Source organism: Microcoleus sp. Pol14D4 (genome assembly GCF_036701245.1).
In the GTDB taxonomy this organism is placed as follows: domain Bacteria; phylum Cyanobacteriota; class Cyanobacteriia; order Cyanobacteriales; family Microcoleaceae; genus Microcoleus.
In genome coordinates this window covers 35344-49383 of sequence record NZ_JAUBQM010000049.1, presented here as the reverse complement: position 1 = coordinate 49383, position 14040 = coordinate 35344, and the positions used below count along the sequence as shown (strand labels likewise).

Here is a 14040-nt window from a genome sequence, read left to right as displayed (position 1 = left end):
TCATCTTTATTTAACGATTTTACTAGCTTTTTCATTTTATCTCTTTTTTGACACATTTGCCAAAGTGAGATGCACCCGTGACGGCGATAGCTGGATGCACCACAAGGTTTGCTAGAAGGAGGCGACGGTCAATCGGAGGCCGGCTGCGATTAAGTCTGAGGCCTCAATATTAATTTATGGGACAGGGGTAAAGACAAGAGCATCGCGTAGGTGCTGCCGACGATCGCTACCCCATCAGGGCGATCGCGATCGCAGGAGATATTGAGCCAACCATTGCTCCAAATATAATCACTCCTAGTTAAACTCCATACCTAAATATTCCTCTAGTTCCTGATTAGAAGGGTGGAAGAACTCCACTAATTGTTGACGTAATTTATCAGAGACGAGAGAATATGAACCTGGATTGTAATTACGATACTCAGTTAGTTGATAGTCTGGCAAGTTCAAAAAACGATGAACTTGCTTCATTGTGGCTGATGGGTTGCTATAAAATTCTTCACTTTTGAGGATTAAAATCTGTTCTTTTGGAAAAACAGCCATCCATTTTTTTATAAAATAGTCCAGTGACAAAATACTAAAAAGGCTGGTAGGTCATACGGATGCAGTTTTACGCATAAGTTTCATACTGAGTGTGCTGGCGTTAACTTAAATTTATCCTCAAAGCTTTGCTAGGTAAGGCTTTAAGATTATTTACCTCTGCTTGCGCTGTTGAGCAACTTGCTCAACTGGGGGCAATTGGCTTGAAATCCCAGCCACCTATGATGTAGGAGACCAGAAAACTAAAAATTTAGCACACTAAGCACGGAAGAGCCAAATAATCAGGTATTATTTCTCAGTGATCGACGTAATGTAAGGTAGCTTTCAAGTTTTGGGCGTTCGGTTCCTCAAATATAAACTTATGTAACGATTTACCGCAATTTGCATAAAAACCTCACGGTGTTCCAAATAGATAGTTGAGGGCGTATTCAACCAACTATTTTCCGGGGTAACATGACTGAACTTAACATCGGGGCATTGACTGACAGTACAAGCTACACAGGTAGTGTTGATACTACAAATATCTTTGACCTTTACAAATTTAACATCAACAGTCCGGGCAGTTTCAAATTCGCGATCGACAGTTTGAACGGGAATGCCGACGTATTTCTGTTAAACTCTAGCGGCGCAACACTTTACAGTTCAACCAACCCGGGAACCAGTGCAGAAATAATTAGCGCTGACAGCCTAGTAGCGGGAGACTATACACTCAAAGTTTTGCAAATCAGCGGCGACATCAAATACACGCTGAATTTAGCACCAACGAGCACTAAAAAATCATCCGACGCAGACATCCTCACCGGTGCAAAATCAGATTCTCCACTTCCCTCAAACAGCGTCGCAACTTCGGAAAAACCGACTGCAAGCAAAGATGTAATTACAGGAACTCCAGTTGATGACAAGACTGTGACCGCAGAAACAACATCACCAACTACCGACAAACCAGCTAGTACAGACTCCGAAACAACTCTCACATCTGAACTGGAAAAACCTGTAGCAGCGACTGAATCGGCCGTTGAAACAACATCACCAACTACCGACAAACCAGCCACTACAGACTCCGAAACAACTCTCACATCTGAACTGGAAAAACCTGTAGCAGCGACTGAATCGGCGGTTGAAACAACATCAACCACTACCGACGAATCAGACAAACCAGCCACTACAGACTCCGAAACAACTCTCACATCTGAACTGGAAAAACCTGTAGCAGCGACTGAATCGGCGGTTGAAACAACATCAACCACTACCGACGAATCAGACAAGCCAGTTGCTACAGTCTCCGAAACCACTCTCACACCTGAACCGGAAAAACCTGTAGCAGCGAGTGAAGCTGCTAGCGAAAAACTGCCAAGTGAAGAGACTACATCAGCGGGGGAAATCGCACTAGACAAACCACCAACCGATTCGGCAATTTCAACATCCGAAGAACCCAGCGAAACTGTTGCCACAAACAATCCAAATAGCACAGCCGCCGCCAAAACAGATGCAGTTGCAGGCGAAACAGTTGCCACTCAAGAACCAAAAACAGACGAGACTTTAGTTGCTATTTCCCCAGATGCCAGCAAGCCAGGGGACGAAACAAATACTGACACCAGCAACGGGGAAGAAACAAAGAAAGAGAATTCAACTACTACCGTAGCAACAACTGAAACCAAAAAAGAACCAGAACCGACTACAGACAAAAAGTTAATTTCTCCCTTTACCTCCGGGGTTTTTACTACGGATGAAACTGGTCGCATCAGTGTAGACTACACATTTGATGGTGGAATGTTCCAAGGTGAATTAGCTATTTTCAGTTTAGAGGATTTAGACAAATTTGAACCGGGTTCGGAAGCATTCATTAAAGAAGTAGCTGCGCGTTCTTTAAGTAACTCTGTGAAAGGTCATGTAGTGATTAATGATGCTACAGAAGGTGCGCGGTTTTCCGGTTTGTTAGGAGAGAGTAATGCCAACGAAGGAGTCTACTTAGGAGTCAAGAGTTTTGCCGTAAATGCTGGGGGTAAATATGGGGTGATATTGGTACCCAACGGTAGTGTAAAGTCTGTGTTTGATAATCCGACTGTTGGCGGCGATCAACGTCCTTTATTTTCTATGGCAATGGCAAATCCTGTGGAGGGATTTCACTTTGGTCAAATTGCGGATATAACGGGGGAAGGTAATACCTTTATCATGGAGGATATGCGGTTAGATGCAGGGAGTGACAGGGATTACAACGATCTCATTTTCCAAGTGCGCGGTGCGACTGCAAAAGCTGCTTTGTTGGATACTGTGATTAACCCGGATAAAGAGTGGCGAAAAACTGATTTGGGCAAGGCACTTATTGCTTATGCGAAACCTTACATTACCCCGGAACCCAAACCCAATGTAGATGCTGAATTATCGGATTTACTTGATGATTTAGAAACCGAAATTCTGAATCCATCAACTTCAGAGCCAGAGACTCCAAAAACTCCAGCGTCTACCACTACTACCGACAAAGATACTAATGATGCAACCCAAGTTGAAACAACCGACAATGTAGATACAAAACCTACTACTCCAGCGGTGACGACTGAGGAAGAAATCAAAGATACTGCGAATAAATCTGGTGATTCGACTCAGGTTGAAACAACCGACAAGGTAGATGCAAAGCCTACTACTCCAGCAGTGACGACTGAGGAAGAAGTCAAAGATACTGCCAATAATTTGAGTGATTTAACTCAAATTGAAACAACTGACAAGGTAGATGCAAAGCCTACTAATCCACTGGTGACGACTGAGGAAGAAGTCAAAGATGCTGCCAATAATTCTGGTGATCCGACTCAGGTTGAAACAACTGACAAGGTAGATGCAAAGCCTACTACTCCAGCGGTGACGACTGAGGAAGAAGTCAAAGATACTGCCAATAATTCTGGTGATCCGACTCAGGTTGAAACAACTGACAAGGTAGATAAAAATCCGAACACAGGTGCGACAACTACACCAACTGCTGACAAGGATACTGTGGCGGCGGATTTGACTGAAAAATTACCAGTTGAAAAAACGCCTGTTTCCACACCGACAACTGAGGTAAAAGACGAAGTTACCGAAGCACCAGCAACGGCAACTTTGCCAGCAAAATCTACTTTCGAGACGGAAGTTGCAGCAACCATATCAACTGAGAAACTAGAAATAAAACCGGAAGTATTGCCAGCGGAAACTCTGACGAAGGTAGAGATAAAACCGGAAGTATTGCCAGCGGAAACCCTGACAAAGGTAGAGATAAAACCGGAAGTATTGCCCCCGGAAAGTAAGGCGAAAGAGGAATCGAATCCGGCTTTAGTGACTGAGGTAGAAAAAACTGAAAATACTCAAGTTATTGTAGTCGTAAATCCTGTAGAGTCGGTGAATGAAAGTCAGCCAACCGCGGCGGTTGAGAGTAAAGAAACTCCAGCGGTTGTACCATCGCTAGCAGCGCAGACTATGCCAGTTGTAGGTACGAATATTGCTGTAGAGTCGCAGAAAAAGGAGATAGTTACTCAGACTGAGAATGCGGGTATTAATGATGCCGCGCCAAAAGAGTCATTGCCAATTTATCCAACAGTTGAAAAACCAACTGAGGATAATTCGACGGCTGCGGTGCCTGAACCGATTAAGGAGGTAGCACAAAACAAGAATGATGTCAATGCTGATTGGATAGCGCGATTGGAAAGCATTAAACAACGTTTGAGTAATTTGGGTAGTGCTGATGTTGTTGCCGAAAATGCGATCGATCGCACTTTGATTGCTCGTTTAGAAACGATGACTGAGAAGTTGAGGGAGCAAACTGGATCGACTCCTATTTCGGATAATACAGCGACGTTGATTTCGCGGCTGGAAGATATGGTGGTGAAAGTCGCACCACCTGCGATCGCACCAGTACAATTTGAGTTTCCCAAAGTTGCTCAGCCGTTAGTTGGCATTTTCAATGAAACAGGCTTCAGTCAGGATAATCCCAAGATTGATTATTCGCGAATTACCTTAGCAAAAGACAAAGTTGAGGGTGATGCAAATCCATTGGTATCTGTCGGTGAAGGTAACAATCCAGATACCACTGCTTTAGCAATTCTTGAGGCAATCAATAAGAATGCTCCGTTAGTGGTAGGCCGCGCACCAGCTTCTTCTGAAGAATGGGCTAAATCGCTGATTGAATATGTAGATACTGCCAAAGCATCGGGACAACCTAATGCGATCGCAAGTATCAATTTGAATTTGACTGAAGTCAAAAAAGATGGCAGCATTACCCCTCGCTACGAACTGACACAAGCCGAAAGAGATGCACTAGCATACGCTCAGAAACATAACGTTTTAGTTGTAGTTCCTGCCGGGGAAGATCCCGAAATAATGTCTGCCCTCGGTGAGATTTCCTTGGAATTTGACAATATTATGACTGTTGGTGCAGCTAAACGAGTTAATAACTCAGTAGCCCCAGCGAAAGCTTACGATTTGGCTAATACTTCTGGCAGTGGTTATGCTTTAGATATTTTGGCTGACGGTAGCAGTGGCGAAATTTTCAATACCGCTATAGCTGCTAATAAAGTAGCTGGTGCAGCTTCTCAAGTTTGGGCGGCAAATCCCAAGTTGAGCTATCGCCAAGTCGTTAATATTATTCAACGCACTGCTACAGACTTGAACACACCAAATTGGGATTTTGAAACTGGTTCTGGACTGTTGAATATTCCAGCAGCAGTAAATTTGGCAAAAGTCACGCCTGCAATCGATACTGATGTTCCTATCAGGTGGTTGGATGTCGATAAGAAAAATCAGCCTTTAATTGGGATTATCGATACGGGATTCAATGGCAAGAATCCAGATATTGATTACAAACGGATTATTTTGGGGCGCGATCGCGTTGATAATGACAATGACCCATTACTAGGGGGTGAAGGCAGCGAACACGGCACTCATGTATTGGGGATAATTGGGGCGACTCAAGGCAATGGCATCGGTATCGACGGCATGAATGATGATGCTCCAATTTGGTTGGGCCGTGCCATTGGTTCGGGTAAGTGGGCAGAATCTCTTCGGGAATTTGTCGATGCAGCAAAGGCATCTGGACAACCGAAAGCAGTGGTAAATCTTAGTTTTGACTTAACTCAAACTAATCCCGATGGTAGCGTGACTACTCGCTACGAATTAACACCTCAAGAACGGCAGGCGATCGAATATGCGCGTCAAAATGGAGTGATGATTGTCGTTGCGGCTGGCAATAACGGGGGAACTATGTCGGCCCTCGGTCAAGCTTCTCAAGAGTTTGACAACCTTATTACTGTTGGGTCAATTAACTACAATGGCGATCGCGCTGACTATTCTAGTTTTGGGTATGGTTTAGACTTTGTGGCTCGCGGCGGTACGCCTAACGAGCAAGTCCTCTCAACCATAGGTGAAGGCGTTAATCTTAAGCAAATGATCGGCGATGAAGAACCGCCAGAAGATGAAATGTCTGCCAATGCCCGAACTACTTTTGAGGAAGTATTTGGACCTTTCAGTGACGGTAAAGAATCGGAAAATGACGAGCAAGAGTTAGAAAGTTTAAGTCCTGAAGAACGGCAGGTTTACGATGAAGCCGTTGAAGAAATTGACAAGCTGCTCTGGGATTATCTAGAGGATGCTAGTGTTAAGTTTTCCCTAGACCTTATCGATCGACATTTGGCTGCTGGGTTAGATGTAACTAATCAATTTGTGGATGCCTTTGATGAGGAGTTAGCCGATAACCTGATTAAGGCTCAAGAGATTTTGGAAGAAGCGGGTTTTAAAACCGACACGCCAACCGAGACAAATCTCGATTTCTCCATCCCTCTCGACTTGGGTATTGGCGAAATGGCCGGCACATCAGTTGCAGCAGCAAAGGTGACAGGTGCAGTTTCCCAAGTTTGGGCAGCGAATCCAGGTTTAAGCTACTTTCAAGTCAAAGAAATTCTCAAACAGACGGCTGTGGATCTCAACAAGCCTGGTTGGGATTTAGAAACAGGTTCAGGTTTGGTAAATATAGCAGCAGCCGTAGAACTGGCAAAGCGCATTCAACCTCAAGCCTATCAACCAAAACCCATCCAATCTCCCTTGACTTGGAGTGGAGAAGGTAAAGTTACCCCCGGAGAACGTGCAGTTGCTGTTTCTGTTCCCACTTTCACGGGTCGGCTGATGAATGCTGGATATGTGACGCAGACGGGATGGTTGAGGATACGTTCTGGCCCTGGCACTAACTTTGCTGAAGTTGGCCTCAAATACCCTGGAGATGCCACTAATTTTGATGCTTATGAAGACAATGGTGTTTGGGTTCCCGATCCATTTATGCCAGGAGGTGGCAGTAGCCGTTGGTATAAGATTGCTGGCACAAATAATTGGATGTCGGCTCTGTACATTGATAACACTCCTGAACGGGCGGAACAAGAGCGTCAACAGCAGGATGTAATTCGCCGTGCTGAAGAAGAAGCCCGTCGTGCTGAGGATGAAGCCCGTCGTGCTGAGGATGAAGCCCATCGTGCTGAAGAAGAACTGCGACGAATTGAAGAGGAAGAAAGAAGGAAGCAAGAGGAAGAACAGCGACGTTTTGAAGAGTTTATGCGACAGCTTGCTGAAGAGGAAGAGCGACGGAAACAAGAGCAATTTAATGCACTTGTAAACGAAGTTTCCCAAAAATTCGGTGATTTAGGCACTGCATTAGGAAGCTATGTTAGCAATGGTGTAGCTGTCCACCATTTTGCAAATGGTAGCTTGTACGTTCAGCCAGGTGGTGAATACGCTTTCTATAAGATCGGTGGAACGACTGCAAACTTACTTGGGAATGTAGGGAAGATTTTGCCTAACTCAAGTGGGTTAAATAATTCGGCATCGCGTTTCAATAATTTTGGAGTAATTAATGAAGCTTATTTTTCCCAAACAAGTTACAGCAATATCTGGGATAAAGAAAAAAGCCGACTTTTCAACTGGACTCACGATGAGCTAGTAGATGCTCTCAAAAAGGGTAGTGTAAAAATTAGCGATGTTGAGGTTGATTACATCAAGCGTGATGGGAAGCGATTTATCCTGAATACCCGAACATCAATGGCTTTGGAAGAAGCAGGTATTCCACGCAGCCAGTGGAATATTGTTAATCGTAGTGGTCAAGAGTTTTTTGAAAACTCTTTAACTGACCAACTGCGTAGAAATAAACTTGCTAATCAGCAAGGGAAACTCAATCTTCCTGAACTAGAAGCTCTTAAGCAGAAAAAGCCAAAGCCAACAGGTGTAACAAAACAGCCAACAGGAGTACCTAAGCCCCCAGTATCACCAAGCGGAACACTCGCAAAGAACATAGCTAAAGGAGTTGGAACTGCTGGTAAGATTCTGCGACCAATTGGATTCGCAATGGATGCTTATCGACTATATGAAGCTTATAAAGCTGATGGTGGACAATTCGGTCAAAACTTTCAATCTACGGCTGGAAGTGTTGCTGGTGCCTGGGCTGGAGGTGTTGCTGGGGCTTGGGCTGGAGGTCAAGCCGGAGCAGCAATAGGTGGCTTTATTGGTTCAATCATTCCAGGCGCAGGTACAGCTGCGGGAGTTGCTGTTGGTGGTCTTATTGGTGCTGTAGTTGGGGGTGGTATCGGAGCCATTGTCGGTTCTGGTGCTGGTGAATGGTTGATGAATAACGGTAAAACTGCTTTAAATGATGCTCTTAATGCTGCTAAAGAGAAAGCGAAAGTAGCACTAGATAAGGCGAAGGAATTGTCAGACAAAGCCAAAGCCAAAATTGAGGAAGCCAAAGCTACCCTACAGGAAGCCAAAGCTGCTTATCAAAACTTCAAGACCGAAGTTCATAAGGTTACAACCCAAATTGTTCAGCAATCTCAGCAAAAGCTAAAAGAAGAGGCTCAAAAAATAGTTAACAAGGTTGTTCAAAATCCTGTTGTTCAGCAAGGATATAAAGTTGTCAAGCAGGTTGCTAAATATGCACAGAAAGCAAGTAATGTTGTCAACAATATTATCAACGGTGGCAAGCAGCTCGTTAACAAGGTTATTGATACTGGCAAGCAAATAGTCAATAATGTGATTGAAACTGGCAAGAAAGCTTATCAGGAGGTGAAAAACTTTGTAGTTAACACCTATGAGACTGGTAAGAAGGTTGTGACTGAAACCTATAACAAAGCCGCTGAAGCAGTTAATACTGTCACAAATGCCATTTCTAACGGTTTCAATGGACTAAAATCTTTTTTCGGCCGATAGCTGTAGGTCAAAGCTAGAGGTTGGGACGATCGCTCTTTATTTCCCCTATCCGAAAGAAAGTGCGATCGCCCTCCCCCATCCTTCTGTGTCCAAACACTTTTGGCAAAACCCAAACAATCTCCGATTTGTAAAGTTTTCTGAAGATCAGGCCGCGTTTCGCATAAAACTAGCGCCTTCTTCCAGATAGATAAGTGACGGTTGGTTTTTGAGTGCGACGGGCGATCGACCTTTAGCACTCGCCAACTGTCAACTTTTAATCCTTCACAAAAATTATCCTGATGTCTGCATCTACCTTTGCCAAACAATTCTACCCGTTCAGCTTGGCTTTAAGTCTCCTGAGTGCGATCGGTCTTTCCCTCCCCCAATCTGTTCAAGCCGCCAGCCTTACTCTCAGTCAACCACAGTCGCTTAACACACAAGAATCGCTTCCTACACCAGAAGGAACACCTAGACCTAATGACGACGACGGAATTTATCTCGACCGCACAATCCCAACATCGGAATTACCCGAAGCAGTTGCCAGTATTGTTTTAAAAAATGCCTCTCAAGCTTCAGGTTTGCCAGTGTCCAACCTGGAAATTGCCAGCGTTCGCCAAGTCACATGGACAGATGGTTGTATGGGACGGAGAGAGCCAAATAGAATGTGTACAATGGCCCTAGTTGACGGTTGGATTGTCACTGTAGGAAGCGGCGAACAAAAATGGGTTTATCACACAACTGGTTACGGAGCTTTTTTAGCTAACGATCCTAATAATCCCCCTGTTGACAATCCTCCCCCTGTTGGCGATCCTCCCCCGATATCGCGTCCACCGGTTCGCCCTTGTCCTAATGGCGATCCTAAGTGCGATCCTTTTATACCAGGGGAACCCGGTTCATCTCAACAAAATCCCATTATGCCAAATGTAAGTTTACCCGGTTTATGGAGTTTTTTCGATGTTCCGACAGATAGACATATCGATCCGCCAACAGCTTACGGTTTTCGCTACGAGATGACTTCCGACTCTCTCTTTACTCAAATTCTTGATTTTCCCACTGGTTTTAATACACCTTTTACTGTGTTAGTAAAAGATATACTTTTGGGTGAATTTACAGTCGGGAATAGCGTCAATTTTAGCAATTATAGCACGTTGTTGGGCAACTTGCTCGTCGGCGGTAGCGGAGTTAAAGAATTTAGCGTCACCGGCCTGAATGTCGATCCGACTAATCCCGCTGCGTTTCCGATAAAACTTGCATTCAATACACCTAAAGCCAACTTGAATATGCACGCAATGCTGAACGAAGAAGCCGAAGCTGTTCCTGAACCTTCAGTGATGTTAGGTTTATTTGCTTCCGGTTCTTTCCTCGTTGGTGCTGTGCGGAAACGCAAACAAAGATTTTCTCGTTGATTTTTATGAATTTGGATTTTGGGGAAAAGCGCGATTTCCTACGAAATAGCTTTACCCCCTTTGCTCCAACCTTAGTTATAACCCACATTCCGCAGATATTCAAGCAGAAGGAAAGGAAGATAAATTCGGAAACACAAAACTCCCAAACGATTGCCGTGCAATCGTTTGGGAGTTTTTAGTGTATAATAGATTTCTGCAGTAAAGCAACTCTAAAAATCATGAACCAGCCATTATCGGGGATAAATATCGTAAATTTAGACCACTTGGGAATAGTAGCCGGGATAATAGATGAAATGGAATTGGTAGAAGAAGTCAACAAAAAAGTGGGGATAAGCAACAAAGAAACCCTCAGCCCAGGACAAGTCATGAAAGCGATGATTTTGAACGGATTAGGGTTTTTGAGCGCCCCAATCTACCTATCCGACACATTTTTCGTAGGAAAAGCAACAGAAGATCTAATAGGAGAAGGAGTGACCCCTGAACAATTAAATGATGATAGAATAGGCAGAGCATTAGACAAATACCATCAAGCTGGAACGACACAGTTATTCACAGCGATCGCCCTAAAAGCAGCAAATAAATTTCAAGTAGAAATGAATAGCGTTCATCTAGACAGCAGTTCAATATCAGTAGAAGGAGCATACAAAACTTGTCAGGAAAAGAGTCAAGACATTGAAACAGACTCATCAAACCCAGCCGATGAAATGAAAGCCATAAAAATCGTTCACGGATATTCAAGAGACAAAAGACCCGACCTCAAACAATTTATCATTGACACCATAGTTAGCGGTGATGGAGACGTACCATTGTATCTCAAAATAGATGACGGAAACGCCGATGACAAAAGCGTTTTTGTCGCCCGACTCAAAGAATTTAAAAACCAATGGACTTTCGACGGAATCTGTGTAGCAGACAGTGCCTTATACACAGCAGAAAACTTATCAGCAATGGCAGGAATGAAATGGATAACCAGAGTGCCATTAAGTATCAAATCAGCCCGACAAAAAATCTCAGCTATCTCAGATAAAGACTGGAAATCAGCTCAAATAAAAGGCTACAAAATAGCAGCCATAACCAGCGAGTATGCCAACATCAAACAAAGATGGATAGTAGTAGAAAGCGAGCTCAGAAAACAAGCAGCCCTCAAAAAAATAGCCCAGCAAGTAGAGAAACAATTAGAATCAGCTTCTGACTCACTACGCAAGCTATTCAGACAAGAGTTTGCGTGTATAGCCGACGCAGAAATTGCGATAAAAAGATTATCAGATACCTGGAAGTATCACCAAATCACAGAAATTGAATGCCGAGAAAAACCCGTCAAAAAATCGACAAGCAAGCAGAAACTAGAGAACCAAACAAATCCAACAGTTTATCAAGTTACGGGTCAAATAGAAACCCGGTTATCAGTAATAGAAGCCGCACAAATCGCAGCCGGAAAATTTATATTAGCCACCAACATCTTAGACACGAAATCGGTGAGCGACGAACAGATACTATTAGAGTACAAAGCGCAGCAAAGCAACGAAAGAGGATTTAGATTTATCAAAGATCCATTGTTTTTTACATCAAGCGTCTTTGTGAAAAATCCCGAGCGAGTCGAAGCAATAGGAATGATATTGGGACTGTGCTTGTTAGTTTATACCCTGGCACAAAGGAAATTGAGACAACAATTATCAGCTACCAATGAGGGAGTCAGAAATCAGGTAAAGAAGCTCACCAATAAACCGACAATGCGATGGATATTTCAGATGTTTCAAGCGGTACATTTAGTGACGGTCAACGGCTCTAAACAAGTGAGCAATTTAACCCAAGACCGTCAAGATGTATTAAAGCATTTAGGACAGTATTGCAGTAGGTACTATTTAATGTATTTAGGTGGATGACGCTCGTTATTAAGCTGTAGATATTGGTGAATAATCCACATTTATTAGTCAAGATAATTAGCTCTTGGCAGGAGTTGGCTTGGCTAAAAAGCTTAGTTGTTTCGAGAAAAAAGCGCCATCAAGCTATTAAAAAAAGTCAATTATTTCACTTTATTTAATTTCGGGAGATTTGACAGGTATCCGTGACGTTAAAACCGCATAAGTTAAACGGAAAAACTTTTTGACTCCAACTTTTCAGAACGGATAAAAAAATTTTACACACATCTGCGGAATGTGGGTTATAATCAGTAGGATTACGCAAAAAAAAAACACAAACTAGAGCGGTTTATCAAATGTTTATAAAGTCTTTATCTAGGCTTTATAAAATCTTTATCAAGTCTTTATCAATTTTTCTCCAAATATTGATTTACATTAGCGATGAAATGCCTAATAATGAGATGTATCAAAAGTAATCACTATTTATTTCCTGCTAAACAGTCAAATCTTTGCTAAATTCTCGATATTAATGGGAATTTGTAAAGTTTTATTGAAAAACAGACGATTGGCGTAAAAAGTAAGGCTTCGCTTAGGCAGACAGATTGTAGGTCTGAATCGCAGATAATCGATAGACCAGGTAGCTAAGCGATGCCTACGGCTGGCTACGCCTACGCCCATTCCTGCTAGTTGCTTTTTGTAAATCTAAGTTTATTTATCGGGGTGCAAATGTCTAATATTGAAATCGGTAGTCTCAAAGATAACTATTTCCATATCGGTTCCACTGGTAAAACAGATTCTACCAATACCTATTTTTTCAGTCTCCCCACTCTGGGTAGTACCCGAATCTCTGCTGAAGGTTTTAGCGGTGATATCAATATGGAACTGCGGGACAAAGAAGGGAAGGTAATCAAAAGTATTTCAACTAGCGGCACAAATGCTGGAACTATTAGCATCGATAATTTAGGGGCGGCGGACTATATTTTAAATGTTTCTCCGGTTTCCGGAGACACAAACTATCAAATCAGTCTAACTCCAGATGGTAAAGTCGATCCGTTAACGGGCATGGGGGTTGATGCAGGATTTTTTGTAACAAATAAAGGTGAAGTTGGGCTCGATTTACTCAACGATGGAGGCAGATATCAAGGAGAAATAGCTATTTTTAGCCTCGATGGTATGGAGAAATTCACTTCAGATTATAAGGGATTTATTAAGGAAGCAGCCAAGCGATCGCTGAGTAATTCTGTATTGGGTCATGTCGTGATTTCTGAATCTATAGAGGGGGCAAATCCTCTATTTAGGGGCAGTTTGGGAGAAGAAAATTATAATAATGGGCCGTATAAGGGCGTGAAAACATTTGCCACAACTCCCGGAAAGGCTTATGCTGTAATGTTGGTGCCCAACGGTCAAGTCCAAGAGGTTTTTGACAATCCCGATATTGGTGGAGATAAGCGTCCGCTGTTTTCATTATCTAGCCTCAACCCAAATGATGCTTGGCTGTACGGTCAAATAGCGGATGTTAATGGTCTTGGCTTGGTATTTTCCCTAGAGGATCAGCGGGTTGATACGGGTTCGGATGGGGACTATCAGGATGTTATTTTCAGGTTGACAGGTGCAACGGGTAAAGCGATCTTGTTGAAAGAAGTAATTAATCCCGCTAAGGATTGGACTACTACTGAAGGCGGGAAAAATTTTCTTGATTTTATCAACTCACTCCCACCAGAAAATACAGCCCCAAAAAACTTGCAATTTGATGTTTTAACTGCTTATACAGCGGGAGAGAAAATCAGCTTTACTGGTGGTAAAGTTTACGATGCCGACGGTGTTGATGACCTCGCCAAAGTAGAATTCTCTCAAAGGAAGGAAAGCGGAGAATGGGTGGAGGTTGGTAATGCGGAAACTTTCACGGCAGACAGTCAAGGGTGGGCAAATTTTAGCTACTCTCTGTCAGAGTTAAGTGCCGGAAATTATGAGGTAAAGGCGATCGCCTACGATGTAGCAGGTGATACCAGCGAGACGATACTCAAAAGCTTCACTGTCAAAGAAGATACAGTTAC

Annotated in this window: 5 protein-coding genes; 4 read left to right on the top strand and 1 reads right to left on the bottom strand. The window is 43.2% G+C overall.

Features of this window, described 5'->3' with window-relative positions; genetic code table 11:
* Positions 1–294 precede the first annotated feature (294 nt).
* On the bottom strand, positions 295–540 hold the full coding sequence (locus QUA33_RS17860; protein ID WP_333149922.1) for a hypothetical protein: 246 nt from the start codon (positions 538–540) through the stop codon (positions 295–297).
* Between the two features lie 450 nt (positions 541–990).
* On the opposite strand from QUA33_RS17860, the gene QUA33_RS17855 reads away from it, so the two are divergent.
* The 4 genes from QUA33_RS17855 to QUA33_RS17840 form a co-directional block, all read left to right on the top strand.
* A complete protein-coding gene (locus QUA33_RS17855; protein WP_333149920.1) occupies positions 991–8742 on the top strand; it encodes a S8 family serine peptidase in 7752 nt (2583 codons plus the stop codon).
* Between the two features lie 278 nt (positions 8743–9020).
* A complete protein-coding gene (locus QUA33_RS17850) occupies positions 9021–10127 on the top strand; it encodes a PEP-CTERM sorting domain-containing protein (RefSeq protein WP_333149918.1) in 1107 nt (368 codons plus the stop codon).
* Positions 10128–10345: 218 nt separating this feature from the next.
* A complete protein-coding gene (locus QUA33_RS17845) occupies positions 10346–12010 on the top strand; it encodes an IS1634 family transposase (RefSeq protein WP_333149916.1) in 1665 nt (554 codons plus the stop codon).
* Between the two features lie 702 nt (positions 12011–12712).
* On the top strand, positions 12713–14040 hold a 1328-nt coding region (locus tag QUA33_RS17840), incomplete at its 3' end, for a DUF4114 domain-containing protein (RefSeq protein ID WP_333149914.1).

Bases quoted from the DNA above. Each gene is read 5' to 3' on its own strand.
- QUA33_RS17860 (WP_333149922.1), bottom strand. From the start codon at position 540: ATGGCTGTTTTTCCAAAAGAACAGATTTTAATCCTCAAAAGTGAAGAA.
- QUA33_RS17855 (WP_333149920.1), top strand. From the start codon at position 991: ATGACTGAACTTAACATCGGGGCATTGACTGACAGTACAAGCTACACA.
- QUA33_RS17850 (WP_333149918.1), top strand. From the start codon at position 9,021: ATGTCTGCATCTACCTTTGCCAAACAATTCTACCCGTTCAGCTTGGCT.
- QUA33_RS17845 (WP_333149916.1), top strand. From the start codon at position 10,346: ATGAACCAGCCATTATCGGGGATAAATATCGTAAATTTAGACCACTTG.